The organism is Hydrogenophaga sp. YM1 (genome assembly GCF_016903055.1).
Taxonomy (GTDB): Bacteria; Pseudomonadota; Gammaproteobacteria; order Burkholderiales; family Burkholderiaceae_C; genus Hydrogenophaga; species Hydrogenophaga borbori.
Window position 1 is genome coordinate 3,490,754 of sequence record NZ_CP070223.1, and the last position, 22,693, is coordinate 3,513,446.

At 71.4% G+C, this 22,693-nt stretch carries 24 protein-coding genes; 13 read left to right on the forward strand and 11 right to left on the reverse strand.

Features of this window, described 5'->3' with window-relative positions; all coding sequences use genetic code 11:
- Positions 1 to 12 precede the first annotated feature (12 nt).
- A complete protein-coding gene (locus JNX00_RS16475; protein WP_204742913.1) occupies positions 13 to 438 on the forward strand; it encodes an META domain-containing protein in 426 nt (141 codons plus the stop codon).
- 6 nt (positions 439 to 444) lie between these two features.
- On the opposite strand, the gene lolD is transcribed toward JNX00_RS16475, so the two are convergent.
- Positions 445 to 1,119, reverse strand: a complete 675-nt coding sequence (gene lolD / locus JNX00_RS16480; protein WP_204742914.1) for a lipoprotein-releasing ABC transporter ATP-binding protein LolD — start codon at positions 1,117 to 1,119, stop codon at positions 445 to 447.
- 84 nt (positions 1,120 to 1,203) lie between these two features.
- On the reverse strand, positions 1,204 to 2,460 hold the full coding sequence (locus tag JNX00_RS16485; RefSeq protein ID WP_070397407.1) for a lipoprotein-releasing ABC transporter permease subunit: 1,257 nt from the start codon (positions 2,458 to 2,460) through the stop codon (positions 1,204 to 1,206).
- A gap of 37 nt (positions 2,461 to 2,497) precedes the next feature.
- Between JNX00_RS16485 and JNX00_RS16490 the strand changes: the two genes are divergently transcribed.
- Both JNX00_RS16490 and recJ read left to right on the forward strand, forming a co-directional pair.
- Positions 2,498 to 3,448 (forward strand): phosphoglycerate mutase, encoded by a 951-nt coding sequence (locus tag JNX00_RS16490; protein ID WP_204742915.1) that lies wholly within the window; start codon positions 2,498 to 2,500, stop codon positions 3,446 to 3,448.
- On the forward strand, positions 3,445 to 5,166 hold the full coding sequence (gene recJ / locus JNX00_RS16495) for a single-stranded-DNA-specific exonuclease RecJ (RefSeq protein ID WP_204742916.1): 1,722 nt from the start codon (positions 3,445 to 3,447) through the stop codon (positions 5,164 to 5,166). Before JNX00_RS16490 ends, recJ begins: the two co-directional genes overlap by 4 nt.
- 24 nt (positions 5,167 to 5,190) lie before the next feature.
- Here recJ and JNX00_RS16500 read toward each other — a convergent pair whose 3' ends face one another.
- On the reverse strand, positions 5,191 to 5,931 hold the full coding sequence (locus JNX00_RS16500; protein WP_070397404.1) for a LytTR family DNA-binding domain-containing protein: 741 nt from the start codon (positions 5,929 to 5,931) through the stop codon (positions 5,191 to 5,193).
- 36 nt (positions 5,932 to 5,967) lie between these two features.
- On the reverse strand, positions 5,968 to 7,029 hold the full coding sequence (locus JNX00_RS16505) for a histidine kinase (RefSeq protein ID WP_116959441.1): 1,062 nt from the start codon (positions 7,027 to 7,029) through the stop codon (positions 5,968 to 5,970).
- A gap of 96 nt (positions 7,030 to 7,125) precedes the next feature.
- On the opposite strand from JNX00_RS16505, the gene argH reads away from it, so the two are divergent.
- The 4 genes from argH to JNX00_RS16525 all read left to right on the forward strand — a co-directional run bounded on the left by argH (position 7,126) and on the right by JNX00_RS16525 (position 11,836).
- Entirely contained in the window at positions 7,126 to 8,577 is a 1,452-nt protein-coding gene (gene argH / locus JNX00_RS16510) for an argininosuccinate lyase (protein WP_204742917.1), read from the forward strand.
- 22 nt (positions 8,578 to 8,599) lie between these two features.
- Positions 8,600 to 9,487 (forward strand): LysR substrate-binding domain-containing protein, encoded by an 888-nt coding sequence (locus JNX00_RS16515; protein ID WP_204742918.1) that lies wholly within the window; start codon positions 8,600 to 8,602, stop codon positions 9,485 to 9,487.
- A gap of 153 nt (positions 9,488 to 9,640) precedes the next feature.
- Positions 9,641 to 10,795, forward strand: coding sequence for a mandelate racemase/muconate lactonizing enzyme family protein (locus tag JNX00_RS16520; protein ID WP_204742919.1), 1,155 nt, complete (start codon positions 9,641 to 9,643; stop codon positions 10,793 to 10,795).
- 36 nt (positions 10,796 to 10,831) lie between these two features.
- Positions 10,832 to 11,836, forward strand: a complete 1,005-nt coding sequence (locus tag JNX00_RS16525; RefSeq protein WP_070397399.1) for a tripartite tricarboxylate transporter substrate-binding protein — start codon at positions 10,832 to 10,834, stop codon at positions 11,834 to 11,836.
- 18 nt (positions 11,837 to 11,854) lie between these two features.
- On the opposite strand, the gene JNX00_RS16530 is transcribed toward JNX00_RS16525, so the two are convergent.
- The gene (locus tag JNX00_RS16530; protein WP_070397398.1) at positions 11,855 to 12,184 is read right to left on the reverse strand and encodes a DUF4124 domain-containing protein; all 330 of its coding nucleotides are present in this window, start codon (positions 12,182 to 12,184) and stop codon (positions 11,855 to 11,857) included.
- Positions 12,185 to 12,353: 169 nt separating this feature from the next.
- On the opposite strand from JNX00_RS16530, the gene JNX00_RS16535 reads away from it, so the two are divergent.
- Complete coding sequence (locus JNX00_RS16535) at positions 12,354 to 13,508, forward strand: alpha-hydroxy acid oxidase (protein ID WP_204742920.1); 1,155 nt, start codon at positions 12,354 to 12,356, stop codon at positions 13,506 to 13,508.
- Between the two features lie 21 nt (positions 13,509 to 13,529).
- On the opposite strand, the gene JNX00_RS16540 is transcribed toward JNX00_RS16535, so the two are convergent.
- The gene (locus JNX00_RS16540) at positions 13,530 to 14,255 is read right to left on the reverse strand and encodes an SIMPL domain-containing protein (protein WP_070397396.1); all 726 of its coding nucleotides are present in this window, start codon (positions 14,253 to 14,255) and stop codon (positions 13,530 to 13,532) included.
- Between the two features lie 71 nt (positions 14,256 to 14,326).
- Between JNX00_RS16540 and JNX00_RS16545 the strand changes: the two genes are divergently transcribed.
- The 3 genes from JNX00_RS16545 to JNX00_RS16555 are packed head-to-tail and all read left to right on the forward strand — an operon-like array spanning position 14,327 to position 17,490.
- Entirely contained in the window at positions 14,327 to 15,607 is a 1,281-nt protein-coding gene (locus tag JNX00_RS16545; RefSeq protein WP_239478166.1) for a DNA polymerase IV, read from the forward strand.
- Positions 15,570 to 16,415 (forward strand): enoyl-CoA hydratase-related protein, encoded by an 846-nt coding sequence (locus JNX00_RS16550; RefSeq protein ID WP_204742921.1) that lies wholly within the window; start codon positions 15,570 to 15,572, stop codon positions 16,413 to 16,415. The genes JNX00_RS16545 and JNX00_RS16550 overlap by 38 nt, the downstream gene beginning before the upstream one ends.
- Before the next feature lie 13 nt (positions 16,416 to 16,428).
- Positions 16,429 to 17,490, forward strand: a complete 1,062-nt coding sequence (locus JNX00_RS16555; RefSeq protein WP_070397393.1) for a histone deacetylase family protein — start codon at positions 16,429 to 16,431, stop codon at positions 17,488 to 17,490.
- Between the two features lie 105 nt (positions 17,491 to 17,595).
- On the opposite strand, the gene JNX00_RS16560 is transcribed toward JNX00_RS16555, so the two are convergent.
- Together JNX00_RS16560 and JNX00_RS16565 are read right to left on the reverse strand one after the other, a co-directional pair.
- Positions 17,596 to 18,144, reverse strand: coding sequence for a DUF3455 domain-containing protein (locus JNX00_RS16560; RefSeq protein WP_204742922.1), 549 nt, complete (start codon positions 18,142 to 18,144; stop codon positions 17,596 to 17,598).
- 72 nt (positions 18,145 to 18,216) lie between these two features.
- Positions 18,217 to 18,786 (reverse strand): ferritin-like domain-containing protein, encoded by a 570-nt coding sequence (locus JNX00_RS16565; RefSeq protein ID WP_204742923.1) that lies wholly within the window; start codon positions 18,784 to 18,786, stop codon positions 18,217 to 18,219.
- Positions 18,787 to 18,967: 181 nt separating this feature from the next.
- On the opposite strand from JNX00_RS16565, the gene JNX00_RS16570 reads away from it, so the two are divergent.
- Positions 18,968 to 19,549, forward strand: coding sequence for a sigma-70 family RNA polymerase sigma factor (locus tag JNX00_RS16570; RefSeq protein ID WP_204742924.1), 582 nt, complete (start codon positions 18,968 to 18,970; stop codon positions 19,547 to 19,549).
- Between the two features lie 10 nt (positions 19,550 to 19,559).
- Entirely contained in the window at positions 19,560 to 20,348 is a 789-nt protein-coding gene (locus JNX00_RS16575; protein ID WP_204742925.1) for an anti-sigma factor, read from the forward strand.
- A gap of 56 nt (positions 20,349 to 20,404) precedes the next feature.
- Here JNX00_RS16575 and JNX00_RS16580 read toward each other — a convergent pair whose 3' ends face one another.
- The 3 genes from JNX00_RS16580 to JNX00_RS16590 form a co-directional block, all read right to left on the reverse strand.
- Positions 20,405 to 20,731, reverse strand: coding sequence for an RNA-binding protein (locus JNX00_RS16580; RefSeq protein WP_275564528.1), 327 nt, complete (start codon positions 20,729 to 20,731; stop codon positions 20,405 to 20,407).
- 193 nt (positions 20,732 to 20,924) lie between these two features.
- Positions 20,925 to 21,776 carry an NADPH-dependent 7-cyano-7-deazaguanine reductase QueF gene (queF, locus tag JNX00_RS16585; RefSeq protein ID WP_070397388.1) on the reverse strand — a complete coding sequence of 284 codons (852 nt, stop codon included), beginning with the start codon at positions 21,774 to 21,776 and terminating at the stop codon, positions 20,925 to 20,927.
- Between the two features lie 7 nt (positions 21,777 to 21,783).
- Positions 21,784 to 22,674, reverse strand: a complete 891-nt coding sequence (locus JNX00_RS16590; RefSeq protein ID WP_070397387.1) for a 2OG-Fe(II) oxygenase — start codon at positions 22,672 to 22,674, stop codon at positions 21,784 to 21,786.
- Positions 22,675 to 22,693 lie beyond the last annotated feature (19 nt).

A 22,693-nucleotide genomic window follows, 5' to 3' on the forward strand; every position in this document is an offset into this window, starting at 1 on the left:
AGGAGGACCCCCATGACACCCCGCTGGATCGCCACGCTCGCCCTGCCCTTCATCGCCGGCCTGGGCGCCTGTGCCATGCCCGCCGGCCCCGGCGGCGCGCCGTCCCTGGTGGGCACGGAATGGCGGCTGGAGGACCTGGGCGGCAGCGGCGTGCTCGACCGCGTGCCGGCCACGCTGGCCTTTCCCGAGGCGGGTCGCGTGGCGGGCCTGGGCTCCTGCAACCGATTCTTTGGCAGCTACACCCTGGTGCAGGACCGCATCGCCTTCGGCCAGATGGGCATGACGCGCATGGCCTGCGCGGGCGCGGTGGGCGAGCAGGAGAACCGCTACATGGCGGCACTGCAGAAGGCCCAGCGCGTGCAGGTGCAAGGCTCGACGCTCACGCTGAGCGTCGAGGGCATGGACAAGCCCCTGCGCTTCGTGCGCACCAGGCCGTGAACGGGCTCAGCCCAGTCGGCCGGCGCTGAGGCGCAGCACGCGGCCGCAGCGCGCGGCCAGGCCTTCGTCGTGCGTGACCACCACGAAGGCCGTGCCCTGGTCGCGCGCCAGGTCCATCATCAGCGCGAAGACGCCGTCGGCGGTGGCGCGGTCCAGGTTGCCGGTGGGCTCGTCGGCCAGCACGCAGGCCGGCTGCGTGACCAGGGCGCGCGCGATGGCCACGCGCTGGCGCTCGCCGCCCGACAGCTCGGCCGGCCGGTGCGCCAGGCGTTCACTCAGGCCGACGCGCGCGAGCGTCGCGCTGGCGCGCTCGGCCGCCTCGGCGCGCGGCAGGCGGCGGATCCACAGCGGCATGGCCACGTTGTCGCGCGCGCTGAACTCGGGCAGCAGGTGGTGGAACTGGTACACGAAGCCCAGGTGCTGGTTGCGCAACTCGCCCTGGCGCGCCGGGCCCAGGGCCGAGAGCTGCTGGCCCTTGAGGGCCACCGTGCCGGCGCTGGGTGCGTCCAGCCCGCCCAGCAGGTGCAACAGCGTGCTCTTGCCGGAACCGGAGGCGCCGACGATGGCCACGGTTTCGCCCGCGCGCACCTCCAGGTCCACGCCCTGCAGCACGGTGACGTCAAGACGGCCTTCAACGAAGCGTTTGCTCAGGCCACGAGCGGAAAGAACGGAATCGGTCATGGTTGTTTCGCCGCCGGGCCGCCCCAAGGCGAAACGCCCCCCTTCGTGGGGCAGCGACCCGCGCCGCGGCGGAGCGTGGGGGCTTTACTCATAACGCAGCGCCTCCGCCGGGTTCACGCGGCTGGCGCGCCAGCTCGGGTACAGCGTGGCCAGGAAGGCCAGCACCAGCGAGATCACCGCCACGGGCACGATATCGCCGCGCTGCGGGTCGCTGGGCATGCGGCTGATGAGGTAGATGTCCTGCGGCAGGAAACTCGCGCCCAGCAGGTGCTCCAGCGCCGGCACCAAGGTGTCGATGTTGAAGGCCACACCCAGGCCCAGCAGCAGGCCCAGGCCGGTGCCGATGAGGCCGACCGCCGCGCCCTGCACCACGAAGATGCCCATGATGCTGCGCGGGCTCGCGCCCAGGGTGCGCAGGATGGCGATGTCCGCGCGCTTGTCGGTCACGGTCATCACCAGCGTGGACACCAGGTTGAACGCGGCCACCGCCACGATCAGCGTGAGGATGATGAACATCATGCGTTTTTCGAGCTGCACGGCCGCGAACCAGGTGCGGTTCTGGCGCGTCCAGTCGCGCACCACCAGGCCTGGCGGCAGGTCGGCCGCCATCTTCACCGCCACCTCGCGCGCGGCGTGCAGGTCGCGGATCTTCACGCGCACGCCCGTGGGGCCCTCGACGCGGAAGATGCGCGCGGCGTCGTCCTGGTGCAGCATGGCCAGCGCCGAGTCGTATTCGTAGTGGCCGGAATCGAAGGTGCCCACCACCGTCATGCTGCGCACGCGCGGCACCACGCCGGCCGGTGTCACCTGCCCGCTCGGCGCGATCAGCGTCACCGTGTCGCCCACCACCACACCCAGGCTGCGCGCCAGTTCGCCGCCCAGCACGATGCCATAGCCGCCGGACGCCAGGCGCGGCAGCACGGTGTCGGCCAGCTCGGCCGCAAGGTCGGTCACCTTGGGTTCCAGCGTGGGGTCGATGCCGCGCACCAGCGCGCCCTTCATGTCCTCGCCGCGGGCGATCAGGGCCTGCGCGCCCACGAAGGGCGCAGCGCCCAGCACCTCGGGGCGCGCCTCGATGGTGGACAGCACCTGCGGCAGGTTGGCAATGGCCTGGCCGTTGGCCTCGAACACCTCGATGTGCGAGAGCACGCCCAGCATGCGGTCGCGCACCTCCTTCTGGAAGCCGTTCATGACCGACAGCACGATGATCAGCGCCGCCACGCCGAGCGCAATGCCCAGCATGGACACACCCGAGATGAAGGAGATGAAGCCGTTGCGCCGCGTGGCGCGGCCGGCGCGCGTGTAGCGCCAGCCCAGCAGGAGTTCGTAGGGGGTTTGCATTTCTGGGGGCGATTGTGGCATCGCCGACAATCGCACCATGCCCGACGAGCCCTTGGTCCTGGATCCCGCACACCACTGGCTGGTTCCCTTCGCCGCCCTGGGCGCGGCCCTTGAGCCCCCCGCCCTGCCCGCGCTCGACGCCCTGCTCGCCCACCTGCGCGAGGCCGTACGCGACAGCGACGACGGCCTCAGCCTGAGTCCGCCCCACGAGCGCGCCCTGGCGCGCGCACGAGGCCTGCCCCCGCGCGACGGCGCCCTGCCCTGGGCCGCATTGGCCAGCGACACACCGCAGGCGCCACAGGCCTGGGTGCACCCCGTGCACCTGCAGGTGGGCATGGACCAGGTGATGCTGCAGCGCGCCGAACAGGCCGGTGGCCTGGACGCCGACGAATCGCGCGCGCTGTTCGCGGCCTTCGAACCGCTGTGCGCCGAAGACGGCGTGGAACTGCTGTTCGACGAGCCCACCCGCTGGCGGGCGCGCGGCGAGCGCCTGCGCGACCTGGCCTGCGCCAGCCTGGACCGCGTCAGCGGCCGCTCGCTGGCCGCCTGGCTGCCGCGCGGCGAACCGGCGCGCTGGCTGCAACGCCTGCAGAGCGAGGCACAGATGCTCTTTTACACGCACCGCGTGAACGACGCCCGCGAGGCCGCACGCCGCCTGCCCATCAACGGCCTGTGGTTCAGCGCGCCCGGCGCGCTGGACGCGCACACCCGCCTGCGCCCGCCGCCCCAGGTGGACGACAGCCTGCGCGCCGCCGCCCTTGGCGGCGACCTCGAGGCCTGGCGCCGTGCCGCCACCGCGCTCGACCACAGCCTCTTCGCTCCCCTGCTCGACCGCGCGCGGCGCGGCGAACCGCTGGCCCTCACTCTGTGCGGCGAGCGCGCCGCCGTCACGCTGGTGCCCGAACGGCCCGGCCTCATGCAGCGGCTCGCCCGCGCCGTCGGCCTGCGCCCGCGCGCCAGCGCCCAAGACCTCCTCAGGACCCTATGAAGATCATCACCCGCGACGTCCCGCCGCGCGCCGCCTGGGCGCTCGAACAGGCCGGTCTGCACCCGCTGCTGGCGCGCCTGTTCGCCGCGCGCGGCGTCACCAGCACCGAAGAACTCGACGACGGGCTCGCGCGCCTGCTCCCGCCGGACACAATGACCGGCGCGGGCGAGGCCGCGCGCCAGCTGGCCGATGCCATGGCGGCGAACCAGCGCCTGTGCATCGTGGCCGACTACGACTGCGACGGCGCCACCGCCTGCGCCGTGGGCGTGCGCGGCCTCCGGCTGCTGGGCGCGCCCCTGGGTTTCGACAGCGTGCACTACCTGGTGCCCGACCGCGTGGTCGACGGCTACGGCCTCACCCCCGCCATCGCGCGGCGCGTGAAAGACAGTGGCGCCGAGGTGCTGATCACCGTGGACAACGGCATCGCCAGCGTCGACGGCGTGCGCGTCGCGCGCGAACTGGGCCTGCAGGTGATCGTGACCGACCACCACCTGCCGGGCCCGCAGTTGCCGGCCGACTGCGTCATCGTCAACCCCAACCAGCCCGGCTGCGCCTTCGACAGCAAGAGCATCGCCGGCGTGGGCGTGATGTTCTACGTGCTGCTCGCGCTGCGCGCCGAGCTGCGCGAGCGCGGGGTTTTTGATGCCAAAAACCAGCCCCGCATCGACGCCCTGCTGCCCCTGGTGGCCCTGGGCACCGTGGCCGACGTGGTGAAGCTCGACGGCAACAACCGCCGCCTCGTCGCCCAGGGCCTCAAGCGCGTGCGCGCGGGCGCCCTGCCGGCTGGCATGGACGCGCTGTTCGCGGTCGCCGGCCGGCGCCTGGACACCGCGAGCAGCTTCGACTTCGGCTTCGCGCTCGGCCCGCGCCTGAACGCGGCCGGCCGCCTGTCCGACATGACGCTGGGCATCGAATGCCTGCTGACCGACGACAAGGCGCGCGCCGAGGAACTGGCGCGCACCCTGGACGGCATCAACCGCGAGCGCAAGGCCATCGAGGGCGAGATGCGCGAGCAGGCGCTGGAGATGGCCGAGGCCTTGTTCGACGACGGCGAGGAACCGCCACCGGCCATGGTGCTGTTCGACCCGGACTTCCACGAAGGCGTGGTCGGCATCGTGGCCTCGCGCCTGAAGGACAAGCTGCACCGGCCGACCTTCGTCTTCGCCGCGAGCGCGGCGCCGGGCAAGGAACACGAGCTCAAGGGTTCGGGCCGCTCGATCCCGGGCTTTCACCTGCGCGACGCGCTGGACCTGGTGGCCAAGCGCCACCCGGGCGTGCTGCTGCGCTTCGGCGGCCACGCCATGGCCGCGGGCTGCACCGTCGCGGAAGAGCACCTGGACCTGTTCGAGCAGGCCTTGCAGCAGGTGGCGCACGAGTGGCTGGACGCCGCCACGCTGCAGCGCCGCCTGGAGGCCGACGGCGCGCTGGACCGGCAGTACCGCCGGCCCGACCTGGTCGAGGTGCTGCAAGGCCAGGTCTGGGGCCAGGGCTTCGCACCACCGGTGTTCTGCGAGGAGCTGCGGGTGGTGAGCCAGCGCATCGTCGGCGAGAAGCACCTGGCGCTCAAGCTGCAGCACCAGGGCGATGCGGTGGACGGCATCTGGTTCGGTCACACCGAACCGCTGCCCGAGCGGGTGAAGCTCGCCTTCCGGCTGGAACTGGACGAATGGCAGGGCCAGCGGCGGGTGCGGTTTCTGGTGGAAGCCGCGGAAATCTGAACCCGCGCGCCGCGCGGGCAGGCCTCAGCCCATCAAGGCTTCGCGCACCGCCGCCAGTTGGCGGCGCGACACCGCCAGCCGCTCCTCGACCCCGTCGAGCCGCACGGTCCAGCCTTCACCCTCGACCGGGTCGCTGTGCTTTTCCACCGCCCGCACCGCCCGCCGCGACACCAGGGCGTTGCGGTGCACGCGCACGAAGAGGTGGGAGTAGCGCGCCTCCAGGTCGCTCAGCGCGCCGTCGTAGATGTGCTCCTTCTCCGCCGTGCGCACGGTGATGTACTTCAGTTCGGCCTTCAGGTAGATGATGTCCGACAGCGCCACGCGCTCGCTGCGCCCGCGCTCCTGGATGATCAGCGCCTCCGGCGGACCGGAATCGCCACTGCCTTCCTTGCCCGCGCGCACTTTCACCACCTTCTGCAGCGCCTGCTGCAGCCGCTCGCGGCGCACCGGCTTGGTCAGGTAGTCCACCGCCTCCACCTCGAAGGCGCTCACCGCGTGCTCCGGGTAGGCTGTAACAAACACGATCGAGGGCGGCGCGGCCATCTGGCGCAGGGTGTTCGCCAGGGTGATGCCATCCACCCCCGGCATGTGCACGTCCAGCAGCACCAGTTCGCAATGGGTGCGCTGGATCATGTCCATCGCCTGCACGGCGTTGCCGGCCTCGCCCACCACGTCGGTGCGCGGCTCCGTGCACTCGGCCAGCAGGGTGCGCATGCGCGATCGCGCCAGGGCTTCATCGTCGACGATCAGAACCTTCAGTGCCATGTCTTGCTCCGTGGTCGGTCTTTTGCCATGTCGCGCTTATACCGGGATTTCGAGGCGCACCTGGAAAACGCCGTTGACCAGCGCGCTCTGGAAGCGCCCCTGCACATCATGCAACAAGGTCAGCCGCTGCCGCACGTTGTCCAGCGCCAGGCCGTTGCCGCGCTTGCCGCTGCCCGCCGGCACGGTATTGGTGACCTTGATCACCACCACCCCGCCGCGGCGCTGCGTGCTGATGCGCACCGTGGCCCCGGTGGGGCTGGGCTCCACGCCGTGCTTGACGGCATTCTCCACCAGCGGCTGCAGGATCAGGGGCGGCAGGCGGGCCTTGGACGCCGCTTCGTCGATCGCCCACTCCACCTGCAGGCGATCGCCGAAGCGCACCTGCTCGATGGCCAGGTAGTGCTCGGCCAGCTCCAGCTCCTGCCACAGCGGCACCGCCTCCTTCGGATCGGCCAGGGCGTGGCGGAACAGCTCGCTGAGGTCTTCCAGCAGGCTCTCGGCCTTGGCCGGCTCTTCGCGCACCAGGGCAATGGCGCTGTTGAGCGTGTTGAACAGGAAGTGCGGGCGGATGCGCGCCTGCAGCTCGGCCAGCCGGGCCGTGGTGCCCGCCGGCATGCGCGCCTTGGCCCGCCACACGAGCCCGGCCACCAGCACCGCCGCCACCAGCGCCCCGGCCGCCGCCGAGGCCAGCCACAGCTGCTGCGTGAGAACGCCCAGCCAGACCACCAGCGCGCAGCCGTACAGGCCCGCCAGCGCCCCCAGCGAGACGCCCACGGCCCACTGCCAGTGCGAGGCCAGTCGGCCCAGCTGGCGCTTGAGCGCGCAGATGGCCAGCAGCCAGGCCAGCACGGCGGGCAGCGCGGCGCCGGTGTAGATGGCCAGCGAGGCGCCCCAGGTGACGAAGCTGGTGGCGGTGAACAGCGCCGCCACGGCCACCACGGCCTGCACGAACAGCACCGCGCGCAGCACCACGCCGACCTGGCAGGTATCGAACACCTGCACGCGGGCCCGCACATGCTCGGGCATCTCGGTGAGCGGGCGCGCCCCAGCCGCGTGGGGCAGTTCCTGGAAGGTCGATAAAATCCGCGAATCTTTCATGGGAAGCGATGCCGTTTTCCATTCGGTCGGCCACCCAGGCCCGCGCTTGGTTGCCCAGGCGCTCTCACACTCCCCCGTCCAGCCGCTGACAACACCATGTCATCCAACCAACTCGACAAGAAATCCGAAGCCTGGTCCGCCCTATTCTCGGAGCCGATGAGCGAGTTGGTCAAACGATACACCGCCAGCGTTTTCTTCGACAAGCGACTGTGGCAGGCCGACATCGAGGGCAGTCTCGCACACGCCGAGATGCTGGCGGCGCAAGGCATCATCGGCCCATCGGACCACGCCGACATCCAGCGCGGCATGGCGCAGATCGCGCAGGAAATCGAGAGCGGCGCCTTCGAGTGGAAGCTCGACCTGGAAGACGTGCACCTCAACATCGAGGCGCGCCTGACGCAGTTGGTGGGCGACGCGGGCAAGCGACTGCACACCGGCCGCAGCCGCAACGACCAGGTCGCCACCGACGTGCGCCTGTGGCTGCGCGGTGAAATCGACCTCATCGGCGGCCTGCTCACCGAGCTGCAGCGCGCGCTGGTGGACGTGGCCGAGAAGAACGTCGAGGTGATCCTGCCCGGCTTCACGCACCTGCAGGTGGCCCAGCCCGTGAGCTTCGCGCACCACCTGCTGGCCTATGTGGAGATGTTCTCGCGCGACGCCGAGCGCTTCGCCGACGTGCGCCGCCGCACCAACCGCCTGCCACTGGGCAGCGCCGCCCTGGCCGGCACCACCTACCCGCTGGACCGCGAGCGCGTGGCCCGCACCTTGGGCATGGTCGACGAGAACGGGGCCCCCGCGGTGTGCCAGAACAGCCTGGACGGTGTGAGCGACCGCGACTTCGCCATCGAATTCACGGCCGCGGCCTCGCTGTGCATGGTTCACATCAGCCGCCTGAGCGAAGAGCTGATCCTGTGGATGAGCCAGAACTTCGGCTTCGTGAAGATCGCCGACCGCTTCACCACCGGCTCGTCCATCATGCCGCAGAAGAAAAACCCCGACGTGCCCGAGCTGGCGCGCGGCAAGACCGGGCGCGTGGTGGGCCACCTCATGGGGCTCATCACCCTCATGAAGGGCCAGCCCCTGGCCTACAACAAGGACAACCAGGAAGACAAGGAGCCGCTGTTCGATACGGTGGACACGCTCACCGACACGCTGCGCATCTTCGCGGAGATGGTGGGCGGCCAGTTGAACCCGGCCACGGGCGCCAAGGAAGGCGGCCTCACGGTGAACGCTCCCGCCATGGAGGCCGCCGCGCAGAAGGGCTACGCCACCGCCACCGACCTGGCCGACTACCTCGTCAAGAAGGGCCTGCCCTTCCGCGACGCGCACGAGACCGTGGCGCACGCGGTGAAGGCCGCCACCTCGCACAACTGCGACCTCTCCGAGCTGCCGCTCACCGTGCTGCAGGGCTTTCACCCCAGCATCGAAAAGGACGTGTACGAGGTGCTGAGCCTGCGCGGCTCGCTCTCGGCGCGCCACACGCTGGGCGGCACCGCGCCGGCCCAGGTGCGCGCGCAGATCGCGCGCCACCGCGCCCGACTGGGCTGAGGCCACTCCTCGGCGCCACGGCATGCTCGAGCCCATCGACCTCGGCACGCTGCGCGTGGTCATCGCCGCCGCCGACCTCGGCTCCATCAGCGCCGCCAGCGAGCGCCTGCAACTCGCGGTGGCCGCCGCCAGCTCGCGCATCACCGCGCTGGAGGATTCGCTGGGTTTCCGCATCTTCGAGCGCTCCTCGCGCGGCGTGCAGCTCACGCCCGCGGGCCAGATGCTCGTGCAGCGCAGCCGCGCCCTGCTGACCGACGCCGACCGGCTGGCCCAGCACCTCAAGGGCTACAGCCAGGGCCTGCAAGGCCAGGTGCGCGTGCTGGCCAACACCTCGGCCCTGCTGGAGGTGCTGCCGCAGCGCCTGCAGCGCTTCCTGTCCAGCCACCCGCTGATCCGCGTCGACATCGAGGAACGCGGCAGCCCCGAGATCCCGCTGGCCCTGATCGAAGGCCGCGCCGACTTCGGCGTGGTCGACCTGCCGGTGCCCCCGGCCGGCCTGACCTTCACGCCCTTCTTCAGCGACACCCTGGTGCTGCTCACGCCGCGCTCGCACCGCCTGGCGGGCCGCAAGAAACTGCGCCTGGCCGAGGCGCTGGACGAGCCCTTCATCACCCTGAGCGACGGCACCGCCCTGTCCAACCGCCTGCTCGCTTCGGCCACCGACGCCGGCCTGCCGCTGAACGTGCGCATGCGCATGCGCGGCTTCGACGCTGTCTGCCGCATGGTGGCCGCTGGCCTGGGCGTGGGCGTGCTGCCGCTGGAGGCCGTGGCGCCGCAGCTGGCCCATCTGCCGCTGGCGGCCGTGCCGCTGAGCGACGCCTGGGCCCGGCGCACGCACAGCATCGCCACCCGCACCGACGCGCCGCTGGCCCCGGCGGCGGCCACGCTGGTGCGCGCGCTCCTGCGCTGAGCGCCCGCGCGGCTTTTCACGCAGGCTTCGGCTTTCGCCAAACGCGAAAGCGGCCTCACGCGCAGGCCATTGCCGCGCGCCGGCGGCCCTTCCTACACTGCCCGCGAACCGCAACCCACACACGCCGCCGCCCCCGGCGGCGCAGGAGACAAGATGAAGATCGCCCGCGTCTGGGCCACGCCGCTGAACCTGCCCGTCACCGTGCCGGCCAGCGGCGGCACCAAGACCACCAGCCTGTCCGTCTGCCTGGTGTCCATCGAGACCGATACCGGCCTGGTCGGCACCGGCATGACCGCCATCACCGAGGAAGAGGTGATCGGCAGCATCGTCAATGACATCGCGGCCCACCACCTGGTGGGCCAGGACCCGATGCGCCACGAGCAGATCTGGGAGCGCCTGTACTGGCTGCTCACGCCGCGCGGGCAGTCGGGCTACGCCAGCCACGCCATCGCCGCCATCGACCTCGCGCTCTGGGACATCAAGGGCCAGGCCCTGGGCGAGCCCTGCTGGCGCCTGCTGGGCGGCGCGCGCGCCGAGGTGCCCGTGTACGCCACCTTCGGCTTCGCCTTCTTCGAGCGCGACGAGCTCGCCGCCGCCGCCAAGGACTGGGTGGCGCGCGGCTTCACCCGCCTGAAGATGACCGTGGGCCACCACGCGCTGGCGCGCCGCGACGAGCCGCGCCCGCTGGACGCGGTGATCGCCGAGGACGTGCAGCGCATCCGTGCCGTGCGCGAGGCCGTGGGCCCCGACGTGCAGATCTACATCGACGCCAACTGCAGCCTGGACTACTTCCACGCCCTGAAGCTGGCCAAGCGGGTCGAGCCCTACGACATCAGCTTCTTCGAGGAGCCGGTGACGCACAACGACATCCCCAACCTGCAGAAGCTGCGCGCCAAGACCAGCATCCCCCTGGCCGCCGGGCAGAACGAGGGCCTGGCCACGCGCTTTCGCGACCTGCTGGTGGCGCAGGCGGTGGACGTGGTGCAGCCCAACGCCTGCATCAGCGGCGGGTTCACGCAGTGCGGGCGCATCGCCGGCATGGCGGCCGCGTTCAACACGCGCTTCGCCAACGGCGGCGCCTGGCCGCACCACAACATGCACCTGCACGCGGGCCTGGCCAACGGCTCGCTGGTCGAGTACCACTCGGTGGCCGTGCAGTGCTGCGAGCTGGTCTTCGATGACCTGCCCAAGCCCGAGCGCGGCGTGCTGCGCCTGCCCGAGGCACCGGGCCTGGGCTTCAAGCCCCACCCCGATCGCCTGGCGGAACTCGCCAAGCGGCCCGGCTCGCGCGGCGCCGGCAAGGCCTGAACGATTTTCCCCGCGACACAAACACAGGAGACAGACATGCACAAGCACGACACCCCTTCGCCCCACCCCGGCCGCCGCGCGCTGATCGCCGGGCTGCTGGCCGCCTTCGCCGCCACCGGCGTGACCACCAGCGCCTCGGCGCAGCAGAACTGGCCGCAGCGCCCGGTGCGCCTGGTGGTGGGCTACTCGGCCGGCGGTGGCGTGGACGCCGTGGCGCGCCTGGTCGCGCCGCGCCTGTCCGAGCTGCTGGGCCAGCAGGTGGTGGTGGACAACCGCACCGGCGCGGCCGGCCTCATCGCCGGCGACACCGTGGCGCGCGCCGCGCCCGACGGCTACACGCTGATGCTGGGCGACAGCTCGCTGCTGATCGCCCAGTACCTGCAGCCGAAGATGAGCTTCGACCCGGTCAAGGCCTTCACGCCCGTGGCGAGCCTGTTCACGCTGCCGCTGGTGATCGTCACCGCCAACGACTTCCCGGCCAAGACGCCGGCCGAGTTCGTGTCCCTGCTGAAGAAGAACCCCGGCCGCTACTCCTTCGCCACCTCGGGCGTGGGCACGGTGCACCACCTGGGCTTCGAGATGCTCAAGGGACAGACCGGCGCCTACGTGGTGCACATCCCCTACCGCGGCGCGGCGCAGATCGTGCCCGACGTGATGAGCGGCCAGGTGCCGATCGGCGTGGTGAGCGCGGCCTCGGCCATCGCCCAGGCGCGCGCCGGCAAGCTGCGCGCGCTGGCGGTCATGAACCCGGTGAAGCTGCAGGGCGGCGAAGACATCGCCCCGCTGTCCGACGCGCTGCCCGGCTTCTCGGCCGTGCCGCGCCTGTACGTGCTGGCCCCCGCGGGCACGCCCGCGCCCATCGTGGAGCGGCTGAGCGATTCGCTGCGCAAGGTCATGGACGCGCCGGACATCGCGCAGGCGGCCGCCGCGCAGGGCGCCGTGCCGGCCTACATGCCGGCCGGGCCGCTGGCCGCCGACATCGCGCGCGAGTCCGCCGCCTGGGGCAAGGTCATCCGCGAGCAGAAGATCAGCAACCAGTGAGCCTGGACCGGGCCCGGCTCAGCGGCAGGGCTCGGGCTCGGGCAGTTCGCGGCAGCGCTGGAAGGCCTCGGGCTTGAGGCCGCCGCCCACCAGGCGGTAGGCGTCGAAGCAGGCCTGGCTGGCCGCGTAGCGGTGCCAGGCCGCCTCGCAGGCGCTGGTGCCCGGCGGCAAGGGCGCGTCGGCCGGCACGGCGCTGGCCCGGTAGCGCTCGGGGATGTCCACCGCCTGGCTGTAGTGCACGTAGCCGTCGCGGTCGACCCAGCGCCAGATCTCCGCTGCTGCGGCGCACCAGGGCAGCAGCGCGGCGGCCAGCGCGAGGGCGGGGAGCGGGAGGCGGCGCATGGACATGGCAGTGGCCAGTATCCGCCCGCTTCCCCGGGGTGTGTCAACCCGCCCCGGGCGCCCTTCTGAAAATGTTTCAATCCGCGCCAGCGCGCTTTCACGCGCGCCGGGCGGGGCGGCTGGCTACCATCGCGGCCAGCCCGCCGCCCCCTACCGACAACGAGGAGACCCGCCCATGACCGTGATCACCAACATCGAAGACCTGCGCGTGCTGGCGCAAAAGCGCGTGCCGCGCATGTTCTACGACTACGCCGACTCCGGTTCCTGGACCGAAGGCTCCTACCGCGCCAACGAGGCCGACTTCCAGAAGATCAAGCTGCGCCAGCGCGTGGCGGTGAACATGGAGAACCGCAGCACGCGCACCACCCTGGTGGGCCAGTCCGCCGCCATGCCGCTGGCCATCGCGCCCACCGGCCTCACGGGCATGCAGCACGCCGACGGCGAGATCCTCGCGGCGCGCGCGGCCAGGAAGTTCGGCATCCCGTTCACCCTGTCCACCATGAGCATCTGCTCCATCGAGGACGTGGCGCAGCACGCGGGCGAGGGCTTCTGGTTCCAGCTCTACGTGATGAAGGACCGCGCCTTCATCGAGCGCCTGATCGACCGCGCCAAGGCCGCGAACTGCGGCGCCCTGGTGCTCACGCTGGACCTGCAGATCATCGGCCAGCGCCACAAGGACCTGAAGAACGGCCTGACCGCGCCGCCGCGCCTGACGCTGCCCAACATCATCAACATCGCCAGCAAGCCGCGCTGGGCCCTGGGCATGCTGGGCACCAAGCGCCGCCAGTTCGGCAACATCGTGGGCCACGTGCAGGGCGTGACCGACATGGCCAACCTGGGCGCCTGGACTTCGCAGCAGTTCGACCCCAGCCTCAACTGGGGCGACGTGGAGTGGATCAAGAAGCGCTGGGGCGGCAAGCTCATCCTCAAGGGCATCCAGGACGTGGAGGATGCCCGCCTGGCCATGCAGACCGGCGCCGACGCGCTGATCGTGAGCAACCACGGCGGGCGCCAGCTGGACGGCGCGCAAAGCAGCATCGAGGCCCTGCCCGCCATCGTGGATGCCGTGGGCGGCCAGATCGAGGTGCACATGGACGGCGGCGTGCGCAGCGGTCAGGACGTGCTGAAGGCGCGCGCCCTGGGCGCGCGCGGCTGCTACATCGGCCGCGCCATGCTCTACGGCCTGGGTGCCCTGGGCGAGCAAGGCGTGAGCAAGGCGCTGGAGATCATCCACAAGGAGCTCGACCTGACCATGGCCTTCTGCGGCCACACCAACATAGAGTCCGTGGACAAGTCCATCCTGCTGCCGGGCAGCTACCCGACGGCCTGACGACGGCCCGAGGCGGCGCGCTCAGCGCAGCTCGTACACGAAGGTGCTGACCACGCGCAGGCGCTTCTCGCGCGAGCTGCCGTCGTCGTAGTCGCTGCCGGCGGCGCCGCTGATCTGGATCACGCCCTGGTTGGCGCTCTTGAGCGCGCCCAGCTGGGCGCCGGCCTCGGCGGCGAACTTCTCGGCCTGCTCGCGCGCGTTGCGCGTGGCCTCGGCCAGCAGCGGGGCCTTCACGTCGTTGAAGCCGCGCAGCTGGAACTGCGGGCCGCCATGGCCGTTGCCTTCGCCGCCCAGTTGCACGCCGGCCTGGATCAGCGGGTCCACCGCCAGCGCCGCGGCCTGCACGTCCGCCACACGCGCGGATTTCACGATCACCTGTCCCGTGCCATTGAAGCGCAGCGGCTGGTTGCCCGAGCCGTACTCGCGCGCGAACAGGTCCTGCACGCCGAGCGGGCGCACCTCGATCTCCTCGTCCTTGAAGCCGCGCTGCTTGAGGAAAGCCACCACCGCGTCGCGGTCGCCCGCCAGCGCCTTCTGCACATCGCCAAAGGCGTTGCCGCCGCGCCGGAAACCCAGGGTCCAGACGGCGAAATCGCTCTCCACGTTCTTCTCGGCCAGGCCCTTGACGGTGACGCTGCGGTCGGCCAGGCGGAAGCGCTCCAGGCCGTGGCTGACGGCCAGGCCGGCGATGGCGACGCCCGCGCCGACCAGCGCGGCCGCGAGCAAACGGGTGAGGGGATGGGTCATGGGGTCCTCCGACGGTGGCGCACCGGACAGCCGGTGCAAATGACATACCCGGGCATGGTAAGCCGGCTACGATGGCCGGCTTGAAACCCGAGCGCCGCATCGCCCACCTCGACATGGACGCCTTCTTCGCGTCCGTGGAGCTGCTGCGCTACCCGCAGCTCAAGGGCCTGCCCCTGGTCATCGGCGGCGGGCGCCGGCGCGAGACCGCCATGTTCGAGCGCCTGCGCGAGGCCTTCCCCGACACCGACTGGGGCCCCGGCACGCTGGACCGCATCCCGGTGGCGTTCTTCCCCCGCCTGAGCGAGTACGCGGGCCGCGGCGTGGCCACCACCGCCACCTACGCGGCGCGCCAGTTCGGCGTGGGCTCGGCCATGGGCCTGATGAAGGCCGCCAAGCTCTGCCCGCAGGCCATCCTGCTGCCGGTGGACTTCGACGAGGTCAAGCGCCTGTCGCGCACCTTCAAGCGCGTGATCACCGAGATCGCGCCGGTGATGCAGGACCGCGGCGTGGACGAGGTCTACATCGACTTCACCGAGGTGCCCGGCGGCCAGCGCGAGGGCGGGCGCGTGCTGGCGCGGCTCATCCAGAAAAGTATCTTCGAGGCCACGGGCCTGACCTGCTCCATCGGCGTGGCGCCCAACAAGCTGCTGGCCAAAATGGCCAGCGAGTTCAACAAACCCAACGGCATCAGCGTCGTGCACGCCGGGGACCTGCAGCGCCTGATCTGGCCCCTGCCCTGCCGCAAGGTCAACGGCGTGGGCCCCAAGGCCGACGCCAAGCTGCAGTCCTTCGGCATCCACACCATCGGCGAGCTGGCCGCACGCGAGCCCGATTGGTTGATCGCAAACTTCGGCAAGAGCTACGGCGCCTGGCTGCACGAGGTGGCCTGGGGCCGCGACGACCGCCCCGTGGTGACCGAGAGCGAGCCCGTGGGCATGAGCCGCGAGACCACCTTCGAGCGCGACCTGCACGCCGTGCACGACCGCGCCGAGCTCGGCGCCATCCTCACCGAGCTGTGCGAGCAGGTGGCCGGCGACCTGCAGCGCAAGGGCTACCTGGCGCGCACCATCGGCATCAAGCTCACCTACGTGGGCTTCACCAAGGTCACGCGCGACCTCACGCTGGACGAGCCCACGGCCGACGCCGCCACCATCCGCCGGGCGGCCGGCCTGTGCCTCAAGCGCGTGGACCTGACGCGGCGCTTGCGCCTGCTGGGCGTGCGCTCGTCCAAGCTGGTCAAACCGGGGACAGACGGCCCCGCGGCGCCCGACCAGAATGCCCGCCACCCCAAGCCCCGAGACAAGGCCCACCGCGATGACCACACCGACCTGCTTTTCCCTGAGCTGGACTGAGCCCGACGTGGCGCACCTGGCGCTGAACCGCCCCGAATCGCTCAACACCATGGGGCCCACGTTCTGGCGCGAACTCGACGCGCTGCTGCGCGAGATCCACGACGAGGGCCGGGCACGCGCCCTGGTCATCAGCAGCACCGGCAAGCACTTCAGCGCCGGCATGGCGCTGGAGACCTTCGGCGGCGCCATCACCCTGGACGACCGCAGCCCCGAGGGCCGCGCCGCGGTCTTCGACCTGCTGGCCCAGATGCAGGCCACCTTCACGCGGCTGGAAACGCTGCGCGCGCCAGTCATCTTCGCCATCCAGGGCGGCTGCGTGGGCGGCGCGGTGGACATGGTCACCGCCGGCTGCATCCGCTACGCCTCGGCCGACGCCTTCTTCTGCATCCAGGAAATCAACATCGGCATGGTGGCCGACGTGGGCACGCTGCAGCGCCTGCCCAAGCTGATCCCGCTGGGCCTGGTGAAGGAGCTGGCCTACACCGGGCGGCGCCTGCCGGCCGCGCGCGCCCAGGCCCTGGGCCTGGTGAACGAGGTCTTCGACAGCCACGCCGCCACGGTGGAGGCCGCGCTGCAGTGCGCGCGCGAGATCGCCAGCAAGCCGCCGGTGGCCATCTGGGGCACCAAGCAGGCGGTGAACTACGCGCGCGACCACTCGGTGGACGACAGCCTGCGCCAGATGGGCTGGCTGCAGGGCGCGATCTGGAGCAACGCCCAGGTGGGCGAGGCCATCGTGGCGGCCAAGGAGCGGCGCGCCGGCCGGTTCGCGCCGCTGGCGCCGCTCAAGTCCTTCCTGGACGCCGAGTGACACCCGCCCCGCCGTGCTGACGCTGCTGAACCCGCGCCACGCCGAACACGCCGGCCGCCAGGAGATGTTCCGGGGCCGGCTGGTGGCCAGCCATGAGAGCCCGGCGCGCCTGGAGCATGTGCTGGCGGAGCTGCGCCGCCGCCCGCTGGGCGAGCTGCGCGAGCCCGCCCTGGACGAGGCCACGCTGATGCCCGCCGTGCGGGCCGTGCACGAGCCGCGCTACCTCGACTTCCTGCGCACCGCCTGGGACGACTGGGTGGCGCTGGACCCGGCCAACGCGGGCCTCGACGCCCTGCCCTCGGTCTGGCCGCTGCCCAACCGGCACGGCTTCCGGCAGGACGGCTGGCCCGACAACATCGCCGCGCGCCTGGGCCAGTTCGCTTTCGATTCGGGCACACCGCTCACCGCCGGCAGCTGGCGCGCCGCGCTGGGCGGCGCCGCCTGCGCCCTGGCCGCCGCCCAGGCCGTGCTGGCCGGCGAGCGCGCCGCCTTCGCGCTCACGCGCCCGCCGGGCCACCACGCGGGCCCGGGCTTCTACGGCGGCTACTGCTTCCTCAACAACGCCGCCATCGCCGCGCAGGCGCTGCGCGACGGCGGCCACGCCCGCGTGGCCGTGCTGGACGTGGACTACCACCACGGCAACGGCACGCAGACCGTTTTCTACGAGCGCGCCGACGTGCTCACGCTCTCCCTGCACGGCGACCCGCGCACCGAGTACCCCTTCTTCCTGGGCCACGCCGACGAGCGCGGCGCCGGCGCGGGCGAGGGCTTCAACCGCAACTGGCCGCTGCCACGCGGCACGGCGCTGGCGGCCTGGCGCGCCGCGCTTGACCAGGCCTTGCAGGCCGTGTCGGACGTTGGCGCCACTGCCCTGGTGGTGCCGCTCGGCCTGGACACCTTCGAGGGCGACCCGATCTCGGGCTTCCGACTGCGCTCGGCCGACTACGCGGGCATCGGCGCGGCGCTGGCGTCGCCGGGATTGCCTACCCTCTTCACCTTCGAAGGCGGCTACGCGGTGGCCGAGGTGGGTGTCAATGCGGTGAACCTGCTCGAAGGCTTCGAGCGCGCGGCCTAGAGCCGCGCGGGAAAAAGCGCCCTGCGACGATCCTCCGTCCGCAGGGCAAAAGGGGCGCCCGCCCGCGGGGCCGCGCCCCTGAGGGGATCTCGGGGCGGCGGGGGCTCAGGCGGCCTTGTAGAAGATGTAGTCGGCGCGGTACTGGACCACCTGCTTCGCGCCCAGGTTGGCCGCGCCACAGGCCATGGCCGGCGCCACGCCGCCCACGGTGGCCACCCGCTGGACGTAGGTCACGCCTTGCATGGCGCCCATGCCCATGGCCGGGTTGGCCTTGACCAGCTGCAGGGGAATGTTGCCGCTGCCGCCGGGGGCCACGGCCAGTTGCGTGCCGGTGATCTTGGAGCCGTCCATGGACTCCCAGGTGGCGGGCGGACCGTAGTACTTGCCGACCTGCTTGCCGCCGCGGTCCATCAGGCGGGCGTCGGGGCCGGCGAAGACCCATTCGAACTGGCCCGCCATGCCCTGTTTGGCGCGGCATTCGTAGGTGATGTCGCCCGCGCCCACGGTCTCCATGGCCACGCGGTGGCCGGCGGGCACCTTCACCGCGTCGGGCAGGCCCGCCTGCGAGAACATCATGGGCTGGCCCCCCATCGAAGAGGCGCAGGCGGTCATGGCGAGAACGGCCGAAGCGGCCAGGGTGGTCTTGAGGATCATGGAAATACTCCGGTCAAAGGTTGGGGAGAGAAAGCCGGGCGGGTGCATGGCCCACCCGTGTTGGAATGGGTCTCAGGCGCCGAACGACAGGGCGTTCGCGGGCAAGGGCCGACCCAACGCGCTGCTGAGCGCGGTGAAGTGCATGGTCTCGTCGGCGGCCAGCCGTGCGGCCACCTGGGCCAGCGCGCGGTCGCTCAGCGGCGGAATCACGCTGAGGTAGGCATTGGTCGCGCCCAGCTCCAGGCGCGCGGCCAGCGACAGCACGTCGGCCTGGCTCTTCAGCGAATCGGCCTTGAGGTCCCTGGCGTACTCATCGAGCTTCTTTTCCGCCACGGCCTGGCCACCGAGCTTGCGGATGGTGGCGGCCAGGGCGTCGCGGTGCGCTTTGTGGTGGCCCTGGAACTGCACCGCCACGTCGAGCACGGGCTTTTGCAGCAGGCCGCTGCCCGCGCCGAGCTGGTAGGCGTTGATGGCCTCGTGCTCCAGGCCGAGCGCGATGTTGAGGATGTCGACGTCCTTGGCGACGTCGGCCTTCATGCCCTGGGCCAGGGCGGGCCGCCCGGCGAGCATCGCCAGGCCGACAGCGGACAGGGTGGCGCCGGTGCGCAGGAAGGCGCGGCGTGGATCGATGGAGGTGCTCATGGTCTTGTCTCTCGCGGTGGGTTTGAGGAGGGGGAGCGGCGGCCGTCGACACCCATACGCAGGCCGGCCCCGCACCGGATTCAGCGAACCCGACTGTTTTGCTGGGTTGTGCGCATCCGCACGGTGGCGTTGAATCCACACGGGAAACACCGGCGTAGTGGTGGATGCAAACGCCCCCACAATGCGCCGCATGAGCGCCGACCCCGACGAACTCCTCATGGACCTGATCGATCGCATCGCCCAGCGCGACGAGGCCGCGCTGAAGGCGCTCTACGACCTCACCGCGCGCAAGCTCTACGGGCTGTCGCTGCGCGTGCTGGGCTCCGCGGAGGCGGCGGAGGACGCGCTGCAGGAGGCCTACCTGCAGGTCTGGCGCAGCGCGGGCGACTACCGCGCCACACTGAGCCCGCCCATGGCCTGGCTGGGCCTGATCGTGCGCAGCCGCTCACTGGACCTGCTGCGCCGCCGCGCGGCCGATCGCGCCCACCTCACGCAGGAGCTCGACGAGGCCCTGGCCGACACGCTGCCCGGCGACGCGCCCAACCCCATGGACACCAGTCTGGCGAGCCAGCAGGCCTGGGCCATGCACCAGTGCCTGGGGCAACTGGAAAACAAGCAGCGCGAAGTGATCAGCCTGGCCTACCTGCGCGACCTGAGCCACGGCGAGCTGGCCGAGCGCCTGGCGCTGCCGCTGGGCACCGTCAAGACCTGGATACGCCGCGGCCTGGACAAGCTGCGCGACTGCATGGCCCGTTTCGCCTGAGGCCCGCGCCATGCAATTGCACCGCCACCCCGAACTGCTGCAACGCCTGGCCGCCGCGCACGCCCTGGGCACGCTGCGCGGCGGCGCGCGGCGCCGCTTCGAGGCCATCGCGCGCGAACAGCCCGCGGTGCGCGCGGCCGCCATCGAATGGCAGACCCGCGTGGCCAGCCTCAACGAACTGCAGGCGGGCGCCGAGCCCGGGCCGCAGGTGTGGACGCGCATCCAGAACCTGGTGCGCGCCGACGCCGAGGGCGCCGCCCTCGCGAAGCAGCGCCAGGAGGCGGCGGTGGCGCCGGCCACGGGTTGGTGGCACAGCCTGGCGCTGTGGCGCGGCGCCGGATTGGCCGGACTGTGCGCGGTGGCGCTGGCGCTGGCGCTGCTGCCCGCGCTGCGCGGCGAACTGGACCGGCGCGGCGCCGAAGTGGCCGCGCTGCAGCGCCAGCTGGCGGCCACCCCCGACGTGCGCTACGTGTCCGTGCTCAACGACGACCAGGCCCGGCCGGCGGTGCTGATCACCTTCGACCCCAAGCACAACCGCCTGAGCCTGCAGCGCGTGGGCGGCTACCAGGAAGCGGCCGACCGTTCGCTGCAGCTCTGGGCGCTGCCGCCGGGCGCAGCGCCCCGCTCGCTGGGCGTGCTCACGCCCGAGCGCCTGCTGCAGCTGGCGGCCAGCGAAAGCGCGGTGCGCGAGGTGCCCGCGCTGGCCATCAGCCTGGAACCCCTGGGTGGCGTGCCCAGCGAGCGCGGTCCCACCGGGCCGGTGCTGTTCCACGGGCCGCTGATCCACAAGCAGATCTGAGGCGACCAAAGAAAAAAGCCGGCGCGAGCGCCGGCTTTTTGACGAGAGGTCAGGGCTTAGTAGCGCGGACCGTTGCTGCGGTAGCCACCGCCGCCGCCTTCTTTGGGGCGCGAGATGTTGACCACGATCTGGCGGCCATCGACCGACTGGCCATTGAGGCCATCGATGGCGGCCTGCGCCTCGGCCGGCGAGGACATCTCGACGAAACCGAAACCCTTGGAGCGGCCGCTGTCGCGGTCGGTCATGACCTTGGCCGAGGCCACGGCGCCGTATTCGGAGAAGTTGTGACGAAGCGCGTCGTCGTTGACGGAGTAGGGCAGGTTGCCCACGTACAGTTTGCTGCTCATGACTGAGCCTTTCAGAGAAGCGGGCCGGCCTGCAATGGCACGGACGCCGCGAGAGAAGGCGGTTGCCACGTGGAAGTGGGCCACCTGAGAAGACCGCCAGCCCGAGAGGACCGAGCGGTCAGTGAACGGCCGTTCGAGGACGGCGAAGCGCGCGATCCTACGCGCGATGCCAGGATTCACCTAAGGATTTCGGCAATTCCGCGATTGGCCTGACCAACGGTCAGCCCCCTCATTGCCGCGCCGTGCGCACATTGGCCGGCGGCTGCTGCGGGTGGCTGCTGCGCCAGGGGTTGATGTCCAGCCCGCCGCGGCGCGTGTAGCGCGCGTAGACGCTCAGCTTGGCGGGTTTGCAGCGCGTCCACAGGTCCATGTAGATGCGCTCCACGCACTGCTCGTGGAATTCGTTGTGGTTGCGAAAGCTCACCAGGTACTGCAGCAGGCCCGCCTGATCGATCTGCGGGCCGCTGTAGGCGATCTGCACGCTGCCCCAGTCGGGCTGGCCGGTCACCAGGCAGTTGCTCTTGAGCAGGTGGCTGACCAGGGTTTCGCTCACGGGTTGTTCGTCGAAGGCCGCCGTGAGCAGCTCGGGCGCGGGCTCGTAGCGCGTGCACTCCACGTCGAGCCGGTCCAGGCTCAGGCCGTCAAGCTCGTGGATGGGTTCGGCGTCGAAGCGTTCGGGCGCCAGCAGCTTCACGCCCACGCCGGCCTGCATGGGCCCGCCATGCCAGACGGCGGCGCTCAGGTCCGCGCGCAGGCGATCGCGCACGGCGTCGGCGCTGTCGAAGGGCGTGTTGTTGAAGCTGTTGAGGTAGAGCTTGAAGGACTTGCTCTCCACGATGTGCGTGCTCTCGGCCGGCACGGTGATGTGCGCGATGGCCACCTGCGGCTTGCCGCGCGGGTTGAGCCAGGACAGCTCGTAGGCCGTCCACAGGTCGCAGCCCACGAAGGGCACGTCGCCGGCGATGCCGATCTCGCGCCGCTTGGCCTCGCGCGGCAGCGGGAAGATCAGCGAGGGGTCGTAGCGGTCGACGTAGGCCGAGGCCTTGCCCAGCTGCGATTGTTCGGGGGTGTTCTGGCTCATCTCGGCTTTAACTGAACTCTCGTTCGCGCAGCCACTTGGTGGCGACCCACTTCTCGCCCTCGAGCACCGGCGCGCCGCCGTGCAGGGTGCGCGTGCTCGGGTGCGGCCGGTCGTAGCTGAAGAAGACGGCGTGGCCGCGCACGGGCGCCACCTCCAGGCCGACGTCGGGGAAGGTGGTGCCGCCGCCGCGCGCCGGTTCGTTGAGGTACATCACCAGCGTGGCCACGCGCTGGCCGCCGCGCTTGAGGATGGTGGGCGTGCCGGCCTCGTTGGGATCGAAGTAGTCGTAGTGCGGCTTGTACTCGGCGCCCGGGCGGTAGTGCAGCACCTGCAGGCCCTCGCCGTTTTCCATCGGCCAGCCCACCAGGCGCGCGATGCGCTGCTCCACGGCCGTGACCTCGGGCGTCTGGCCGCGCGCGAAGAACATGCCGCTGCTGGTGCGGTCGGGGTTGAGCTCCTCGCCGCCGGTGGCGGTCTGCACCGTGAGCGAGCGCGCCAGCCGGGGCTTGGCCGATTCGATGATGGCCTCGCACTCCTCGGCGCTGAGCAGGTTGCCCAGCACCACCACGCGCGGGTGGTTCACGTGCGCGATGACGTCCACCCAGCGGTCACCGGCGTCGATGCGGCGCGGCGAACCCGAGGTGTCGATGACCGGCACCGCCGAGCCCTGCCCCACCACACCCTGCACGGCCTCCCTCACTTCGGGGGCGGCCTGGGCCAGCGCGCCGGGCGAAACGGTGGACAGGTGCTCCAGCAGCGTGCGCTCCAGCGCGGCCTCGGCCACGCCGGCGTTCCAGCCGGCGTCGAGCATGGCCTTGAGCACGGACTCGGGCGTGCAGCCGGCGCTGGCCTGCTCGATGATCCAGCGGCGCAGTTCGGGCGTGACGGACTGGGACATGGCGGTCTCCGGTGTCGCT

Coding starts and splice junctions, on each gene's coding strand:
- JNX00_RS16475 (WP_204742913.1), top strand. CDS start 13: ATGACACCCCGCTGGATCGCCACGCTCGCCCTGCCCTTCATCGCCGGC.
- lolD (WP_204742914.1), bottom strand. CDS start 1,119: ATGACCGATTCCGTTCTTTCCGCTCGTGGCCTGAGCAAACGCTTCGTT.
- JNX00_RS16485 (WP_070397407.1), bottom strand. CDS start 2,460: ATGCAAACCCCCTACGAACTCCTGCTGGGCTGGCGCTACACGCGCGCC.
- JNX00_RS16490 (WP_204742915.1), top strand. CDS start 2,498: ATGCCCGACGAGCCCTTGGTCCTGGATCCCGCACACCACTGGCTGGTT.
- recJ (WP_204742916.1), top strand. CDS start 3,445: ATGAAGATCATCACCCGCGACGTCCCGCCGCGCGCCGCCTGGGCGCTC.
- JNX00_RS16500 (WP_070397404.1), bottom strand. CDS start 5,931: ATGGCACTGAAGGTTCTGATCGTCGACGATGAAGCCCTGGCGCGATCG.
- JNX00_RS16505 (WP_116959441.1), bottom strand. CDS start 7,029: ATGAAAGATTCGCGGATTTTATCGACCTTCCAGGAACTGCCCCACGCG.
- argH (WP_204742917.1), top strand. CDS start 7,126: ATGTCATCCAACCAACTCGACAAGAAATCCGAAGCCTGGTCCGCCCTA.
- JNX00_RS16515 (WP_204742918.1), top strand. CDS start 8,600: ATGCTCGAGCCCATCGACCTCGGCACGCTGCGCGTGGTCATCGCCGCC.
- JNX00_RS16520 (WP_204742919.1), top strand. CDS start 9,641: ATGAAGATCGCCCGCGTCTGGGCCACGCCGCTGAACCTGCCCGTCACC.
- JNX00_RS16525 (WP_070397399.1), top strand. CDS start 10,832: ATGCACAAGCACGACACCCCTTCGCCCCACCCCGGCCGCCGCGCGCTG.
- JNX00_RS16530 (WP_070397398.1), bottom strand. CDS start 12,184: ATGTCCATGCGCCGCCTCCCGCTCCCCGCCCTCGCGCTGGCCGCCGCG.
- JNX00_RS16535 (WP_204742920.1), top strand. CDS start 12,354: ATGACCGTGATCACCAACATCGAAGACCTGCGCGTGCTGGCGCAAAAG.
- JNX00_RS16540 (WP_070397396.1), bottom strand. CDS start 14,255: ATGACCCATCCCCTCACCCGTTTGCTCGCGGCCGCGCTGGTCGGCGCG.
- JNX00_RS16545 (WP_239478166.1), top strand. CDS start 14,327: ATGGCCGGCTTGAAACCCGAGCGCCGCATCGCCCACCTCGACATGGAC.
- JNX00_RS16550 (WP_204742921.1), top strand. CDS start 15,570: ATGACCACACCGACCTGCTTTTCCCTGAGCTGGACTGAGCCCGACGTG.
- JNX00_RS16560 (WP_204742922.1), bottom strand. CDS start 18,144: ATGATCCTCAAGACCACCCTGGCCGCTTCGGCCGTTCTCGCCATGACC.
- JNX00_RS16565 (WP_204742923.1), bottom strand. CDS start 18,786: ATGAGCACCTCCATCGATCCACGCCGCGCCTTCCTGCGCACCGGCGCC.
- JNX00_RS16570 (WP_204742924.1), top strand. CDS start 18,968: ATGCGCCGCATGAGCGCCGACCCCGACGAACTCCTCATGGACCTGATC.
- JNX00_RS16575 (WP_204742925.1), top strand. CDS start 19,560: ATGCAATTGCACCGCCACCCCGAACTGCTGCAACGCCTGGCCGCCGCG.
- queF (WP_070397388.1), bottom strand. CDS start 21,776: ATGAGCCAGAACACCCCCGAACAATCGCAGCTGGGCAAGGCCTCGGCC.
- JNX00_RS16590 (WP_070397387.1), bottom strand. CDS start 22,674: ATGTCCCAGTCCGTCACGCCCGAACTGCGCCGCTGGATCATCGAGCAG.